Genomic DNA, 15661 nt, shown 5'->3' on the forward strand with positions numbered 1-15661 from the left:
GGGGTTACTCACCGTTACCGAACGGCCAACCTTGTGGTCGTGACCTTCCCCCGAGGTCACAGACCCCCCCGGTCCGCAGGACGTGAACCCCCAGCCGTACCCCCGACGGCTCGCGTCTGCGGATCCCGACCCCCGAGATGGATGGCCCCTGATGTCCAAGCTCCTCAGCACCTGCACCCGCATCGCGGTCCTCGCGGTCGCCGCGGCCGGCGCCACCGTGGCGCTCCCCCAAGCCGAGGCCCACGCCGCGGGCGGTACGACGTACTACGTCTCGCCCAACGGCAACGACGCCGCCGCCGGCACCTCCCCCGGCTCCGCGATCCGCTCCGTCGGTCGCGCCTCGGGCCTCAACCTCGGCCCCGGCGACTCGGTCCTGTTCCAGCGCGGCGCGACGTTCTCCGGCAAGCTCGCGGTCTGGAAGTCCGGCGCGGCCGGCAACCCGATCACGATCGGTGCCTACGGCGACGGCGCCCGTCCGGTCTTCACCGGCGACTGCCTCGAGGTCGGCGGCTCCTACATCACGATGACCGACTTCACCGTGTCGGGCTGCTCCACCAACGGCATCTGGACCAACGGCACCGGCAACGTGATCACCGGCATCGAGGCCACGCACAACATCCACGGCATCGACGTCGCCGAGCAGGCCAAGAACACCAAGGTCCTGCGCAACTACCTGCACAACAACGACCGGATGGCGCCGAACACGCCCGGCCCGTTCGACGACTACGGCGCCGTCGGCGTCGTCGTCCAGGGCGACAACACCGAGGTCGCCTACAACACCATCACCGACAACTGGGCGCCCTCGGCCGACTTCGGCACCGACGGCTCCGCGGTCGAGATCTACGGCGGCATCGGCTCGCTGGTCCACCACAACGTGGCCTCGAACAACCGGACCTTCACCGAGCTGGGCAACAACCGCTCCGCGGACACGACGTTCGCCTACAACCAGGTCACCTCCGACCTCAAGGACACCGAGTTCCTCATCACCCGCGGTGACGCCGACTACTTCGGCCCGGTGCGCGGCACCGTGGCGGTCAACAACACCGTCAAGCTCACCGGCTCGAACTCGCTCGGCTTCTCCTGCTACGCCGGCTGCACCCCCGGCTACTTCGCCCTCTACAACAACGTGCTCGACGTGGCCGGCCGCATCGGCTACCTCGAGGGCTCGATGAACGGCGGCAACAACGTCTACTGGCGCGGCCAGATGGCCGGCCTGAAGCTGATGCCGGGCGACCGCTACACCGACCCGATGTGGAAGGACGGCGAGCTCGTCCCCGGTCCGGGCTCCCCCCCTCGTCGACAGCGGCGTCTCGGGCTCGATGAAGACCGACCTCGACGGCACCAAGGTCGGCGTGGACGGCAACGGCGACGGCCGCAAGGGCACCGACATCGGCGCCTACGAGAAGCCCGGCAAGGGCAAGGGCAAGGCCAAGGGCAAGGGCAAGGGCCACCACGGCAAGGGCCACAAGGGTCACAAGGGCGGCAAGAAGGACGGCAAGAAGAACGGCCACAAGCACCACGGCAAGGGCCACGAGAACGGCGGCAAGCACCACCACGGCGCCAAGGCCCACCAGGGGCACCACACCAAGGGTCGCCTCTCCTGAGAACCCAGCCCGGGGGACCCCAAGGGGTCGGGGTTCCCCGGGCTCGGCTGGGAGTCTGACTCCCGGCCACGCGGAGGCCTCCGCTTCCGCACCGGATCCCGTCTCCTGCCTCCGGCCCGGGGGTGGCAGGAGCCGGGATCCGCAGGCGCTCCGGTCCAGGGGGACCGGAGCGCTTCTGCGTGCGGGGGTGCGCGGCCGTAGGCTCGGCCGCAGCAGGGGCCCTTAGCTCAGTTGGTAGAGCGTCGGACTTTTAATCCGCTGGTCGTCGGTTCGAGCCCGACAGGGCCTACCAGGAACCGCGCGGACCAGACGTCAGTGATCGCCCTGGCGAGGCTGGTCGTCGGCCGGGGCCAGCACGATGTCGAAGCGGACGCTCGACCAGTCGCGACCGCCGAGGTCGCGGCCGTCGGGGGTGGGCTCGTCGGCCGGGTGCGGGTTGAAGTCCTTGACCAGCGACTCCTTGACCCCGAACACGCTGTCGCGGTCGAGCAGCTCGTCGCCGCGCACGAAGATGTGGGTGACCAGCGTGCGCAGCCCGGGTGCGGTGACCATGAAGTGCAGGTGGGCGGCCCGCATCGGGGAGCGGCCAGTGGCGGCCAGCATCCGCCCGACCGGCCCGTCGTGCGGGATGGGGTACGGCGTGGGCGTGACCGCCCAGAACCGGAACTCGCCCTCGGGTCCGCTCGTGAGCCAGGCGCGCCCGGCGGTCCGGTCGTCGACGTACTGCACGTCGTAGAAGCCGTCCTCGTCGGCCTCCCACACCTCGATGCGGGCGCCGGGGACGGGCCGGCCGTCGGTGTCGCGGACGGTGCCCTCGACCCAGCAGGGCTGGCCGGACGCGCCGCCCGCGATGTCGCCGCCGAGCTCGACCTCGGGGGCGTCGTCGACGAAGAACGGACCGAACACCGTGGCCTCGGTGGCGTCGGCGTAGGCCTCGTTGTTGATGGCGATGGTCTGCATCGAGGCGCCGAGGGTGTCGGAGAGCAGGATGAACTCGTGCCGCCGGTCGTCGGTGAGGTGGCCGACCGCGGTCAGGAAGTCGATGCCCTGCTTCCACTCCTGCTCGCTCAGGCGGACCTCACGCAGGAAGCCGTGCAGGTGGCGGACCAGCGAGCCGAGCACTGTCCGCAGCCGCTCGTCCTCCGCACCGGCGAAGGAGTCCACGACGCGCTGGACCAGCTCCTCCTCACGCGCGACCTGTTCGTCGGGGAGGTGGGTCGTGCTCATCGGGGCTCGGCTCCTTCCCAGGCGTCGTGCAGCAGTCGGGTGAGGTCGTCGGCGGTGACCGCGACGGGGTTGCTCTCGGGTACGACGGGCAGGACGGCCTGGACGGCGTCCGCGACCTGGTCCTCCCGGAAGCCGACGTCGCGCAGGGCGCGGGGCGCGTCGAGCCGGCGGCGCAGCGCCTGCAGGCCCTCCAGGCCGGTGGCGGTGCCGAACGCCGCGGCGATGCGGGCGTCCGCCTCAGGGGCGCCGGGCGCGTTGAGGGCGAGCACGTAGGGCAGCACGATGGCGTGCGTCGGGGCGTGGGGCAGGTCGTAGCGACCGCCGAGCACGTGGCAGATCTTGTGGTGCAGCCCGGAGCCGGCCGAGGCGAACGCGACCGCCGAGAGGTAGGCGCCGTAGAGCGTCTGCTCGCGTCCCTCGAGCCCGCCGGGGTCGGCGACGACCCGCGGCAGCCCGGCGGCCAGGGCCCGGATGCCCTCGCCGGCCATCGCCTGGTCGATGGGGTCGGTGCGCGGCGCCCACATCGAGTCCACGCAGTGCGCGAGGGCGTTGAGCCCCGAGGCCACGCTCAGGTCGACGGGCAGCGAGAGGGTGAGCGTCGCGTCGTAGACCACGCAGCGCGGGAGCACGCGGGCGTCGACGCCGGTGGTCTTGGTCGCGCCCTCGGTCAGCCCCCAGACGTTCGTGGCCTCCGAGCCGGCGTACGTCGTGGGGACGGCGACGACGGGGAGCCCCGTCTCCAGGGCCACGGCCTTGGCCAGGCCGGTGGTCGACCCGCCGCCGACGCTGACGACCAGGTCGACGTGGTGCTCGCGCGCCGCGGCCCGGGCCCGCTCGGCGACCGGGACGGGCACGTGCATGACGACCTCGTCGTGGACCAGCGCCACCGGCAGCCCGTCGGTGACCCGCCGGGCCAGGTCGGCCTCGGCCGCGGAGGCGATGACCATCACCCGCGAGGCGCCGACGTCCGCGACCTCGGCGGCCAGCGCCTGCGCCGCCGCCCCGCTGGCGAAGCGGACGCGCTGCGGCAGCGTCTCGTGGTCGAAGCGCCAGCTCATGCGCGGCCCAGCACCCGCGCGAGCGCATCGCGCAGCGCGGTCTCGGGATCGTCGGGCAGGGCGTGCGAGCGCCAGGCGACGTGCTTGTCGGGGCGGACCAGCAGCGCCCCGCTCTCCTCGACCTCGCGCAGCTTGGCCCAGTCGTAGTACAGGTCGGTGACCTCACGGCCCGGGCCGATCACCACGGTCTCGACCGGCACCCCGAGCTCGGCGCCCACCGCCGCGGCCGCCGCCGCCCAGGCCTCGCCGGCGACGCCGGTGAGGACCGTGAACCGGTCGTACGGCGCGAGGTCGAGCATGGCCAGCTTCGTGCGGTTGTCGCCGACCCAGGCGTGCGGCAGGTGCGAGCCCGGCACGGTCGAGGGCGTGTAGTAGAGCTCGGGGTCCCGGGTCGGATCGGGCCGGCTGCTGCCGTCGGGCACCACCGCGTCGGACTCGTAGAACTGGCCCAGCTCGACGCCGTGGGCGTTGAACTCGTAGTTCTTCAGCTGCATCGCCTTGACCAGCGCGGCCCGCTTGGCCGCACCCTCGGGGGTGTTGGCCTTGCGCTCCTCGATCGCCGCGACCATCTCCTCCTCGGTCTCGGCCTCGGTGACGCCGAGCGCGACGAACAGGTCGACGAACTCGCGGCTCGACTTGTTGGCGCGGGTGACGATCTGGCGCGCCACCGGGGCGCGCTCGGCGGAGTAGGTCTCCAGCAGCGACGGTGCGGCCTGGCCGCGGAGCACCGCCGCCAGCTTCCAGGCCAGGTTGTAGGAGTCCTGCACCGAGGTGTTGGAGCCCAGGCCGTTGCTCGGCGGGTGCCGGTGCACGGCGTCCCCGGCGCAGAAGACGCGGCCCTGCTGCAGGTGGGTCGCGAACATCTCGTTGTTGCCCCACAGCGACGTCCCGGTGATCTCGACCTCGAGGTCGGGCATCCCGAGCAGGTTGCGCACGATCTGGGTGGCGGCGGCCTCGTCGACGGTGGGCGGGGCCTCGTTGATGTCGTAGCCCCACACGATGAGCCACTCGTTCCAGGGCCGGATCATCCGCACCAGGCCGGCGCCGATGCCGCCGACGTTCGACCCGGGCTGGACGACCCAGTAGAGGACCGAGGGGCGGTGGTCGCAGTAGGCGCTGATGTCGGCCTTGAAGGTGATGTTCATCGAGCCGGCGATGTCCATCTGGCCCTCGTAGGGCAGGTCGATGTCCGCGGCCACCTTGGACCGCGCGCCGTCGGCGCCGATGAGGTACTTCGCGCGGATGGTGTACTCCTGACCGGTCAGCCGGTCGAGCACCTGCACGTCCACGCCGTCGGCGTCCTGGGTGTGCGAGAGGTACTCGGTGGAGAAGCGCGACTGCGCCCCTCGCGCGGTGGCGTTGCGGACCAGGATCGGCTCGAGGTAGGTCTGCGGGATGTCGACGATGAGCGACGGCGAGGCGAGCCGGTAGTCGCCCTCCCGGTCGGGGCGCGTCCCCCAGGTGTGGATGCGGCCGATCTCCTCGCCGGCGAGGGACGTGCAGAACACAGTGTCGCCGACCAGCTCGTGCGGCGTCGCGTCGGCGAGCACCTGCTCCTCGATGCCCATGTCGCGGAAGATCTCCATGGCCCGCTGGTTGGTGATGTGGGCCCGCGGGGTGTTCGCGGTCCAGCGGTACTTGGTGATCATGATGGTCGGGACGCCGAGGGTCGCGAGGTAGAGCGCCGCCGACGCGCCGGCCGGACCGGAGCCGACGATGAGGACGTCGGTCTCGACGGTGGCCGAGGTCGGGAGCTCGGTCTCCTTCTGGCCGTCATCGAACGAGGGCATCTGCGCCGCCTTCCTCCGCCGGCCCGGCGCCGACGTACGTCGTCCAGTGTTCGTCGCGCACGGTGGGCCGTCGACGGTGTGACGACCATCTCGGCGGGAAGCGGCAAGCGTGGCCGATCCACGCACCTCCCGTGGAGCCTCCGCGTCAGACCAGCGGCACCGAGCGGGCCGCGGCCGCGCGGCGGCGCACGTCGCTCGCGCGCTCGCCGTAGTGGGCGGTGAAGGCTCCGGAGAAGTGCGCCGAGGAGGTGAAGCCGCAGTGGTGGGCGACCTCCGCGACACTCATCGACGCCGCGGCCGGCTTGCGCAGCAGCGCGTGGGCGGCCTCGAGCCGGCGGGTCAGGACGTACTTGGGGAACGACGTCCCGGCCTGCGCGAAGACCCGCGACAGGTGCCGGGTGCTGATCCCGACCGCGGCCGCCACCTGCGCCGCGGACAGTCCGGCGTCGCCGAGGTGGTGCTCCACGAAGCTCTGCGCCGCGCTGCGGTGCGCGGCGCCGAGGTCGGCGTCGCCGACGCGGCCGGTCAGCGCGGCGACCAGCTCGAGCAGCGTCGCCTCGTCGGCCGGGGCCGCGTCCTCGTCACGCACCGCGCGGCCGATCTGGCGGGCCAGCGTGTGGGCGTATGAGTTGGTGCCGGCCGCGAACGCCACCACGCGCGGGCTGTCGACGTGCTCGATCCCGGTGCTCTCGGCGAAGACCGCACGCGGGATCTTGAGGACCAGCTCCTCCAGGCCCCGGGAGAAGCCGCGCATGAAGGGCCGGTCCGCGTCGCAGACCAGCAGCTGTCCCGGCTGGACGATCCGGACGCCGTCGTCGTGGTAGAAGAACGCCTCGCCGGCCAGGCTGAAGAACAGCGCCACGGACTCCGCGGGGCGGTGGGTGACCATGTCGCGGTCGCGCTCCACGACGTGCGAGCTGCCGCGGACCCGGGCCAGGTGCACCCGCTCGAGCTGGACGTTGATCTCGGTCGCCTCGAGGACGCCGGCGTCGAGCGTGCGGCACCTGAGCCCGATCAGGGCGTCGGCGTTGTGGCTCTCCCACAGCTCGACCCGCTGGGCCTCGGGCAGGCCGACGGTCGAGAAGGCGACCGGTCCGGCCCGGTCCCGTCCCCCCGACGTGACCTGCGTCATGTCCACAGACTAACGGCCCCGCACCCGGTGCCCCACGGGGAAGAGCTGGACCCGACCGCGGGTGAGGGCACCCCACAGGCCGCGCGGAGCCAGCAGCACCACGAGGATCGCCACCGCGCCGAGCGCGATGAGGTACCACGTGCCCTGGTCGGCCAGCTGCTGCTGGAGGACGAAGAAGATCACCGCGCCCAGCACCGGACCCTCGATGGTCCCGAGCCCGCCGATGACCACGATGAACACCATGAAGGCGCTGTACTGCACCGAGTAGATGGAGTCCGGGCTGACCCGCAACGTGTTGAGGGCGATGAGCGCGCCGGCCAGTCCGGCACCGGCCGACGCGGCGACGTAGACGAGCCGCTGCGAGCGGCGTACGGCGACACCGAGGCTGGACGCCGCCTTGACGTCGTCGCGGATGGCGGTGAGTCCGAGGCCGGTGCGCGAGCGCATCAGCAGGTAGGTCAGCACCACCACGGCGACGGCGAGCGCCAGCCCGATCCAGTAGACGGTGGCCACGCGGGTGACCCGGTCGACCCCGCGGAACGCGGTGAGCGAGAGCCCCGAACCGCCGCCCAGCGCGTCGACCTGGGTGGTGAGCAGCTTGAAGACCTCGGCCACGACCCACGTGCCGATCGCGAAGTAGCCGCCGACGAGCCGGAAGACCAGGAACGACGTGACCAGGGCGAGCAGGCCGCACACGACGGCGGCGGCCAGGAGGGCACCCACGATCGGCAGCCCGACGCGGTCGGAGAGGTAGACGACGCCGTAGCCGCCGGCGCCGATGAAGGCCTGCTGGCCGATGGAGACCAGGCCGCCGTAGCCGGCCAGCAGGTTCCAGGTCGTGGCCAGGATGATCAGCGCGAACAGCCCGACGAGCTGGGACAGCGTCCCGAGCGAGACGTGGTAGGGCACCCACAGGGCCAGCACGAGGACGCCGGCGACGAGCACCGCCGAGCCGATCCAGGAGCGGCCGCTGCCCCGGGTGACGTGCGGGTCGGCGGTGGCCGTGGGCGCGGTCGGGACGGTCGTCATGCGGTCACCATCCGGGGCAGCAGGCCGGTCGGCCGGAAGGCCAGCACGGCGAGGAACACCAGGTGGCCGGCCAGCACGCCGTACGCCGGCTCGACCTGCGCGCCGACGGTCTGGGCGACCCCGAGGACGAGGCCCCCGAGGAAGGTCCCCCACAGCGAGCCGAGGCCACCGATGATGACCGCCTCGAAGGCGAAGATGAGGACCAGGTCGCCGTACCCGGGCGTGAACTGCGTGGCCATGCCCAGGAAGCCACCGGCCACGGCCACGCTCGCGACGGCGATCGCCGTGGCCAGTGCGTAGACGTGCCGGTCGTCGATGCCCATGAGCCGGGCCGCGCCGGGGTCGTCGCTCGTCGCACGCATGGCCCGGCCGGTGGCGGTGCGGGCCAGGAACACCTGGATGAGCCCGACGACCGCGAGCGCCACAGCGAAGGTCAGCAGCGAGAAGACGCCGACCGACAGCCCGTCGGCGAGGCGGACGCTGGCGGTGCCGATCGAGCCGACGGGGATGCTGCGCGAGTTGGCCGTGGCCGCCTCCTGCAGCGCGTTGACCGCGATCACCGCGAGCCCGAAGGTGACCAGCAGGGGCGCGAGCTCACCACGACCGAGCGCGTGGTTGAGCAGCCCGCGCTGGAGCACGTAGCCGACGGCGGCGAAGACCACCACGGCGACGGCCAGGCCCAGCCACACCGGCAGCGCGGTGTGCTCGGTCAGCCACAGGGTGAGGTACGCCGCGGCGACGGCCAGCGCGCCGTGCGCCAGGTTGACGATGCGCATGACTCCGAAGACGAGGGACAGCCCACAGGCCAGCAGGGCGTACTGCCCACCGAGCAGCACCCCCTGCACCACCGCGTTGAGCCAGCTCACGAGGCCTCCTCCAGGCCGAAGTACGCCGCGGCCACCTGCTCGCGCGTGACCGAGCCGACCGGGGCCTCGAGCGCCGTGCGGCCCTCCAGCAAGCACTGGACCCGGTCCGCCACGGCCAGCGCCTGGCCGAGGTCCTGCTCGACCACGAGCACCGTGGTGCCGCGCTCGGCGATCCGCGGCAGAGCGCGGTAGATGTCCTGCACCACCACGGGCGCGAGGCCGAGCGAGACCTCGTCGAGCAGCAGCAGCCGCGGGTTGGCCATCAGCGCGCGACCGATCGCGGTGGCCTGCTGCTCGCCACCCGACAGGTGCGCCCCGGTGCGGCTGCGCCGGTCCTCGAGCAGCGGGAAGGCCTCGTAGACCGCGGCCAGGTCCCACTCACCCGGTCGGCGCCGGTAGCCGCCGACGAGCAGGTTCTCCTCGACGGTGAGGGACCGGAAGACGCGACGTCCCTCGGGCACCAGCGAGATGCCGAGCCGGACCCGCTTGTGGTCGGGCACGCCCGCGACGTCGCGACCGGCGAAGCGGACCGCGCCCGCCGTCGGTCGCAGCACCCCCGCGATGGTCTTGAGCAGCGTGGACTTCCCGGCGCCGTTCGCGCCGACGACCGCGAGCGTCTCGCCCTCGTCCACCCGGAGGTCGAGCTGCCAGAGGGCCTGGAGCTCGCCGTAGTGGGCGTCGACGCCCTCCAGCTCGAGCAGGCTCACCGGCGGGCCTCCCCCGGCTCGGTCTCGGCCTCGGGCGCCTCCGGGACGCTGCCGAGGTAGACCTCGACGACCTCGGGGCTGCGCATCACCTCGTGCGGATCCCCGGTGGCCACGACGACCCCGGTGGCCAGGCACATCAGCCGGTCGACCACCTGCAGGAGTGCGTGCACGATGTGCTCGATCCAGACCACGCCGAGGCCGGCCGCACGCAGGTCGCCGATGAGGGCGACGAGCTGCGGGAGCTCGGCCTCGGTCAGCCCGCCCGCGATCTCGTCGAGCAGCACCAGCCGGGGCTGGGTGGCCAGCGCCCGCGCCAGCTCGAGCCGCTTGCGGTCCAGCAGGCGCAGCGCACCGGCGTCGGTGTTCAGCACGTGGGTCAGCCCGGCGGTCTCCACCGCCGCCACCGCCGCGCGGTGCGCCTCCCTGCCCCGCTTGCCGCCGGCGAAGCTCGCCCCGACGAGCACGTTCTCGAAGACGGTCAGGCCAGCGAACGGCCGTGGCACCTGGTAGGTCCGCCCGATCCCCCGCCGGCTGCGCTGGGCGGCGCCGAGCGCGGTCACGTCCTCACCGTCGAGCAGGACCGCGCCGGCGTCGGGCCGCTGGGTGCCGTTGACCAGGTCGAGCATCGTCGACTTGCCGGCACCGTTGGGCCCGACCACCCCGAGCACCTCACCGGCAGCGACGTGGAAGGAGACGTCGGTCGCCGTGACCACCCGGCCGAACCGCTTGGAGACGCCTCGCACCGCGAGGAGCTCGGCGGCGGCAGCACCGCTCACGGGAGCGGCTCGACCTCGCCGGCCACCGGGACCTCCGGAGCCAGCACGTTGGACACCACGACCAGGTCGAACGGGTGGTCCCCACCGTCGGTGAGCCGCCACTGACCACCGGCGAGCGGCGTCTTCGCGACGTACGGCGGCACGCTGTCGTCCTGGCCCCAGGCGATGTCCCCGACCACCGTCGAGACCTCCAGCGTCGAGAGCGCCTGGGTGATGTCCTCGGGGTCGGTCGAGCCGGCCTTCTGGACCGCCGCAGCGGTGACCTCGAACAGCGCGTGGGCGAAGCCGAGGGGCTGGGTCCACTGCTGCCCGGTCCCCTCCTCGTAGGCGTCGGCGAGCTCCTGCGCGGACTGGCCGGTCAGCGAGCTGGTGTACGGCGCGGTGGGGGTCCACCAGACCTCGGTGGACAGCTCGTCGGCGATGTCGCCGAGCGCCTCCACGGCCGAGGGGAACAGCAGCGCCTTGCCGATGGTCGCGACCTTGGGCGAGTACCCCTGCTGCTTGGCCTGCTTCCAGAACGTCGTGAAGTCCGGCGGGATCGGGACCCCGAGCAGCACGTCCTTGCCCTGGTACGCCGAGAGCTGCGCGGAGAAGTCCTTGGTGCCGTTGGTGTAGAGCCCCGGGTTGTCGATGCTGACGCCACTGTCGGCGGTCAGGTCGGGGAAGTTGGCGCTCCAGGCCTGGCCGTCGGGGTCGTTCGGGAACAGCCCGCCGGCCTCGCCGTTGTTGGGCACCTTGCTCCAGATGTCGGCGTACACCTGGGCGACGTCCTCGAGGCCCCAGAAGAAGTGGTAGCTGTACTTCAGGTCCGCGGGCGCGCTGCCGTCGCGGATCGCGAACGGCTGCCACGGCGCGACGGTCGTGATGCACGGGATCGAGTTGGCCTCGCACTGCTCGGAGACCGGGTCGACGATGTCGGGTGTCCCGGAGGAGACGATCACGTCCACCCCGTCGCTGTTGATGAGGTCGGCGGCCACCTCGCCGGCGCGCGTGGAGTCGCTCTGCGCGTCCTTGCTGATGATCTCGACGTCCCAGTCCTCGCCGCCGACCTCGAGCGGGTTGTCGGCGAAGTACGCCTTCATCTGGTCCACCACGAACGCGTTGGCCTCGCCGAACGGCGCCAGCGCTCCGGTGTCGGTCGAGACGAAGCCGATGGTGAGCGTGGTGTTGCCGCCACCGCCCCCGCCGCCCTCGTCGTCCCCGCCGATGCTGCCGGAGCAGGCCGCCAGGGCCAGGGTCAGCGCCGCGGCGCCGGCTGCGATGGTCCTCGGTGTCCTCATGTCGCCTCCTCGACGAGGCCGCAGGCGCGGCCCGTGCCGCCATCGTGGAGGCGTGCTGTGACCGTCGTCACCGGCGGGCGCGGCTCTGGTCCGAAATGGAGAGCCGTGGCCGATCCGCGGACCTGCGGCGCGTGCGGACGCGCCGAGAGGTCAGTGCCGCACGAGGTACGCCGACGGGCCGAGCGGCTCACCCGTCGGGTCGGCCAGCCAGGCGGCCATGGCCTCGGGCTCGCGACCCTCGAGCTCGTCGAGCAGGGCCGCACGGAGCCCGGCCACGCGGGCCTTCGAAGCGGGCGTGCGGGCTCCGGCGAGGGCCGCGGCGCTCTTGCGCCACAGCGCGCAGAGCTGCGGCGTGGACAACCGGTCGAACGGCACGTGGACCAACCCGAGAAGAAGAGACGACTGTCCCACCACGGTACGCCGGACGGCGGGCGCCGCGAAACCGTCAGCGCGCGTGGTCGAGGCGGAGCCCGAAGATGGTGGTGTCGTCGTCACCGGTGCCGGGCAGGCCCGCGAGGAGCTGGTCGACGAGCTCGTCGACGCTGCCCGGGCGGGCCTGGAAGCCGGCGCGGCGCAGCCGCTCGAGGGCGCTCGTCACGTCGTCGTCACGGCGCTCGACCAGGCCGTCGGTGTAGAGGAGCACCGTGTCGCCGGAGCGCAGGTCGACCGAGGTGGGGGTGCTCTCGCCGGCGCCGACGCCCAGGAGGGGGCGGCTCTGCACGGGCAGCTCGGCGATGGTGCCGTCGGCGCGCACGAGCAGCGGCGGCGGGTGACCGGCGGAGCAGATCTCGATGGTGGCGGCGGCGGGGTCGACGACGGCGACCACGGCGGTGGCGACCTGCTCGGGCAGGAGGTCGACGACGAGGGAGTCGAGGAGGTCGAGGGACTCACAGGCGGAGGCGCCGCCGTGCATGTGCGCGCGCAGCGCGGCGCGGACCTGGGTCATGGCCCCCACGGCGGAGACCCCGTGCCCGGCCACGTCGCCGACGACGAAGGCGATCCGGCCGCCGTCGAGCTTGAGGGCGTCCCACCAGTCGCCGCCGAGGCGGTAGGAGGAGGCCGACTCGTAGCGGACGGCGACGTCCATGCCGTCGAGGTGCGGGGCGTCGGAGGCCAGCACCGTGCGCTGCAGCGACTCGGCCACCGCGATCTGCTCGCGCGAGCGCTGGAGCAGCACGGCGTTCATGAAGGTGCGCAGCGAGCGCACCACGTCGAGCTCCCACTCCGCCCACGGCTGGCTGTGCCCGCGCACGACCTCGCGCCACAGGTCGAAGGACTTGCGTGGCGACAGCCGCACCTCCTGACCCTCGGCGGCGTAGAGCTCCTTGTTGCGGGGGTCGCCACCCCAGTCGACGATCTCGGGGAGCTCCGGGCGCAGCCAGAGGATCCAGGAGTCGTCGGAGGAGCCGATGCCGAGCGCGCCGGCCGCCACGTCGGCGACCAGGCCCAGGGCGCGGTCGACCTCGGGGAGCGAGTCGCTGGCCACCGGCTCGCCGTACGGCGGGGTGAGCAGCTTGTCGGCGATGCGCCGCAGCGCGCTCTCGTCGGGGACGTCGCCACGCGTGCTGATCTCGTCGCCGTAGCAGATCGCGATGCCGGAGGCGCGGACCAGGTCGAGCACCTCGGGATCGTCGATCAGCTGCGTGAGCGGGGCCTCGTCGGAGGCCGAGACGCGCGCGGAGATCCGCGAGAGCGTGCCCTGCACGGCGAGGGCGTCCTCGCGGGCCTCGGCGCGCTCGAGCTCGGCGATCTGGGAGGAGGTGACCTGGCCGAGGAACTCCGCGGCCGAGCGGGCGTCGCGGCTGGGCCGGTGCGGGCCGGAGTAGTGGTGGCAGGCCACCAGGCCCCAGAGCTCGCCGTCGATGACGATCGAGACCGACATCGAGGCGGTGACGCCCATGTTGGAGAGGTACTCCAGGTGGATCGGTGAGACGCTGCGCAGCGTGGAGTGCGTGAGGTCCAGCGGCGCGCCCGTGTCCGGGTCCAGGACCGGGTCGAGGTGCACCGGCTGGTAGCGGACGTCGGCGATGAGCCGGGTCCAGTTCACGGTGTACATCCGGCGCGCCTGGGCCGGGATGTCGCTGGCCGGGTAGTGCAGCCCGAGGAAGGGGTTGAGGTCGTCGCGCCGCTCCTCGGCGACGACCTCGCCGTTCCAGTTGCGGTCGAAGCGGTAGACCATCACCCGGTCGAACTCGGTCAGCTGCCGGATCTCGACGGCGAGCTGGGCCAGCAGCCCGTCGACCCGCTGCCACGCGGCCAGCCGCGCCATCGCCGAGCGCGCCGACTGGTAGGACAGCAACGTCGAGCGCGGGCGGCCCAGCGACTCGATCTCCACCACCACCCGACCGCCGGAGCGGTGCATGGTGATGTCGACCTCCTCACCGGCCAGCACACCGCCGAGCTCGCCGGGCAGGGTGAGGACGAGGGGCTCGGCGGGGGTCCAGTCGGCGATCCGCTCGGCGACCGCCTCGGCGGCACTGCGGCCGAGCAGGGCGTAGAGGTCGGCGCCCAGGGCTTGCTCGTGCGCGGTGCCGAGCAGCAGGCCGACGTTCACCGACGCCATGGCCACGCGCTGGTCCTCGTCGAGGGCCAGGAGGACGCCGTGCGGCTGGATCGCGCCGGGCACGTGGATCGGCTCGCGGTCGCACGTGGACAGGTCCACCTCGACGTACGCGGGGGTGTGCGAGGCGCCCGAGGTCACGCGGCACTCTAACCCGCGTACGCCGTAAGGCGAGGTCAGGCGCGGTGCGTGGCCTCCCCGGGGCCCGCGACGGACGCGCAGGGACCCCAGCCGGCCCCGGACCCCCGCCACCTGGCCAACCACCCCGGCGAGCCATAGACGAGAACACGTTCTAGTTGGCAGAGTGTCGCCGATCACACCGACGTCCCGCAACGACGCGGCGTGGTCCGAGGGGCACATCCGGGTGAGGGAAACGGAGAGGGACACACATGAGGACCGTGCGCACACGCACCCGGGGGCTCGCCGCGGCGAGCGCGACGATGCTGCTGCTGGGCCTCGCGGCCTGCGGTGGGTCGGACAGCGACAGTGACAGCGACGCCCAGGCGTCCCAGGACCCCGACGTCACCTTCACCGGCGACCCGGTCAAGGTGATGACGCTGACGGCGTACGACACCGACACCCTCAACGTGAAGGCGATCCTCGACATCGCCCAGGGCGCGGTCACCCAGATCAACAACGCCGGTGGCCTCGGCGGCCACGAGCTCCAGCTCATCACCTGCAACGAGGGCGCTGACCCCAACAAGGCGGCCGACTGCGCCCGCCAGGCCGTCGACGAGGGCGTCGCGGCGATGGTCGGGGGCTTCACCGCCAACGGGGACGCGATCATGCCGATCCTCGAGGACGCCGGCATCCCGTGGTTCGCCCCGCCCGGCATCTCCGCGGCCGAGCTGTCCAGCGAGGACAGCTACCCGATCACCTCCGGCGTGCTGGGCCTGGCCGGCCTCGGCCAGATGGCGGCGCAGGACGGCTGCGACAAGGTCGCCTCGGTCAACTACGACCTGCCCTCGGCCGGCCAGATCGGCCAGCTCGTCGACATCGGCCTGGCCAGCGAGGGCCACGACAAGTCCGACCTCATCAAGGTCCCGCCGACCACCACCGACTTCAGCACCATCGCCCAGGAGACCAGCGAGTACGACTGCGCCGTGGTCGGCACGCCGCCGCAGCCGTTCCTCGGCATCGCCGCCTCGGGCGCCCAGCTGGGCAGCGAGACCAAGTACTACGTCGTCCCCGGCGGCCTCACCGACGCGGTCACCGCCGCCGGCGGGGAGGCGATCGAGGGCGCGGTCACGCTGTCGAACTTCCCCGGCGCCGACGACCAGATCTGGGACTCGGCCAAGGACGCCGTCGGGGACCTCGGCGACGACGAGAACGGCGGCTGGTCCGCGCTCTACCTCCAGAACACCTGGGTCGGCTACCGGACCTTCCTCTCCCTGGTGAAGAACAACGACGACTTCAGCGCCGCCGGGGTCAAGGCGACCCTGGACGCGACGACCTCGGTCGACACCGACGGGTTCACGCCGCCGTTCAGCTTCGCCGAGGACTTCCCGGCGCCCGGGCTGAACCGGGTCTTCAACTACCAGGAGCTGAAGTTCACCATCGACGGGGGCAAGCTGACCCAGGACGGCGACGACTACGTCGACCAGCGCACCGCGCTCGTCCCCGCGTCCTGAG

13 protein-coding genes and 1 tRNA gene are annotated in these 15661 nt (G+C 72.5%); 3 read left to right on the plus strand and 11 right to left on the minus strand.

What is annotated here, in order from left to right; all coding sequences use genetic code 11:
* Positions 1-151: 151 nt before the first annotated feature.
* Positions 152-1663 carry a right-handed parallel beta-helix repeat-containing protein gene (locus tag G5V58_RS19720; protein ID WP_165236529.1) on the plus strand — a complete coding sequence of 504 codons (1512 nt, stop codon included), beginning with the start codon at positions 152-154 and terminating at the stop codon, positions 1661-1663.
* A gap of 157 nt (positions 1664-1820) precedes the next feature.
* A tRNA-Lys gene (locus G5V58_RS19725) sits at positions 1821-1896 on the plus strand.
* Between the two features lie 20 nt (positions 1897-1916).
* Here the strand turns inward: G5V58_RS19725 and G5V58_RS19730 are convergent.
* From G5V58_RS19730 to G5V58_RS19780, 11 genes are all read right to left on the minus strand, one after another.
* Positions 1917-2831 (minus strand): dioxygenase family protein, encoded by a 915-nt coding sequence (locus tag G5V58_RS19730; RefSeq protein ID WP_165236531.1) that lies wholly within the window; start codon positions 2829-2831, stop codon positions 1917-1919.
* Positions 2828-3889 carry a maleylacetate reductase gene (locus tag G5V58_RS19735; protein WP_165236533.1) on the minus strand — a complete coding sequence of 354 codons (1062 nt, stop codon included), beginning with the start codon at positions 3887-3889 and terminating at the stop codon, positions 2828-2830. The genes G5V58_RS19730 and G5V58_RS19735 overlap by 4 nt, the downstream gene beginning before the upstream one ends.
* On the minus strand, positions 3886-5679 hold the full coding sequence (locus G5V58_RS19740; RefSeq protein WP_165236535.1) for an FAD-dependent oxidoreductase: 1794 nt from the start codon (positions 5677-5679) through the stop codon (positions 3886-3888). Before G5V58_RS19740 ends, G5V58_RS19735 begins: the two co-directional genes overlap by 4 nt.
* 145 nt (positions 5680-5824) lie before the next feature.
* On the minus strand, positions 5825-6811 hold the full coding sequence (locus tag G5V58_RS19745) for a helix-turn-helix domain-containing protein (protein ID WP_165236537.1): 987 nt from the start codon (positions 6809-6811) through the stop codon (positions 5825-5827).
* Between the two features lie 9 nt (positions 6812-6820).
* Positions 6821-7840 (minus strand): branched-chain amino acid ABC transporter permease, encoded by a 1020-nt coding sequence (locus G5V58_RS19750; protein WP_165236539.1) that lies wholly within the window; start codon positions 7838-7840, stop codon positions 6821-6823.
* Complete coding sequence (locus G5V58_RS19755) at positions 7837-8706, minus strand: branched-chain amino acid ABC transporter permease (RefSeq protein ID WP_165236541.1); 870 nt, start codon at positions 8704-8706, stop codon at positions 7837-7839. Before G5V58_RS19755 ends, G5V58_RS19750 begins: the two co-directional genes overlap by 4 nt.
* Positions 8703-9413, minus strand: a complete 711-nt coding sequence (locus tag G5V58_RS19760) for an ABC transporter ATP-binding protein (RefSeq protein ID WP_165236543.1) — start codon at positions 9411-9413, stop codon at positions 8703-8705. Before G5V58_RS19760 ends, G5V58_RS19755 begins: the two co-directional genes overlap by 4 nt.
* Positions 9410-10189, minus strand: a complete 780-nt coding sequence (locus G5V58_RS19765; RefSeq protein ID WP_165236545.1) for an ABC transporter ATP-binding protein — start codon at positions 10187-10189, stop codon at positions 9410-9412. Before G5V58_RS19765 ends, G5V58_RS19760 begins: the two co-directional genes overlap by 4 nt.
* Positions 10186-11469: an ABC transporter substrate-binding protein gene (locus G5V58_RS19770; protein WP_165236547.1), complete on the minus strand. Its 1284-nt coding sequence runs from the start codon at positions 11467-11469 to the stop codon at positions 10186-10188. Before G5V58_RS19770 ends, G5V58_RS19765 begins: the two co-directional genes overlap by 4 nt.
* Positions 11470-11619: 150 nt before the next feature.
* Positions 11620-11844 carry a hypothetical protein gene (locus G5V58_RS19775; RefSeq protein WP_165236549.1) on the minus strand — a complete coding sequence of 75 codons (225 nt, stop codon included), beginning with the start codon at positions 11842-11844 and terminating at the stop codon, positions 11620-11622.
* Positions 11845-11914: 70 nt separating this feature from the next.
* A complete protein-coding gene (locus tag G5V58_RS19780) occupies positions 11915-14170 on the minus strand; it encodes a SpoIIE family protein phosphatase (RefSeq protein WP_165236551.1) in 2256 nt (751 codons plus the stop codon).
* Between the two features lie 257 nt (positions 14171-14427).
* On the opposite strand from G5V58_RS19780, the gene G5V58_RS19785 reads away from it, so the two are divergent.
* Complete coding sequence (locus G5V58_RS19785) at positions 14428-15660, plus strand: ABC transporter substrate-binding protein (RefSeq protein ID WP_165236553.1); 1233 nt, start codon at positions 14428-14430, stop codon at positions 15658-15660.
* Position 15661: the final 1 nt, after the last annotated feature.

It is taken from the genome of Nocardioides anomalus, from assembly GCF_011046535.1.
GTDB lineage: Bacteria > Actinomycetota > Actinomycetes > Propionibacteriales > Nocardioidaceae > Nocardioides > Nocardioides anomalus.

Bases quoted from the DNA above. Each gene is read 5' to 3' on its own strand.
- G5V58_RS19720 (WP_165236529.1), top strand. From the start codon at position 152: ATGTCCAAGCTCCTCAGCACCTGCACCCGCATCGCGGTCCTCGCGGTC.
- G5V58_RS19730 (WP_165236531.1), bottom strand. From the start codon at position 2,831: ATGAGCACGACCCACCTCCCCGACGAACAGGTCGCGCGTGAGGAGGAG.
- G5V58_RS19735 (WP_165236533.1), bottom strand. From the start codon at position 3,889: ATGAGCTGGCGCTTCGACCACGAGACGCTGCCGCAGCGCGTCCGCTTC.
- G5V58_RS19740 (WP_165236535.1), bottom strand. From the start codon at position 5,679: ATGCCCTCGTTCGATGACGGCCAGAAGGAGACCGAGCTCCCGACCTCG.
- G5V58_RS19745 (WP_165236537.1), bottom strand. From the start codon at position 6,811: ATGACGCAGGTCACGTCGGGGGGACGGGACCGGGCCGGACCGGTCGCC.
- G5V58_RS19750 (WP_165236539.1), bottom strand. From the start codon at position 7,840: ATGACGACCGTCCCGACCGCGCCCACGGCCACCGCCGACCCGCACGTC.
- G5V58_RS19770 (WP_165236547.1), bottom strand. From the start codon at position 11,469: ATGAGGACACCGAGGACCATCGCAGCCGGCGCCGCGGCGCTGACCCTG.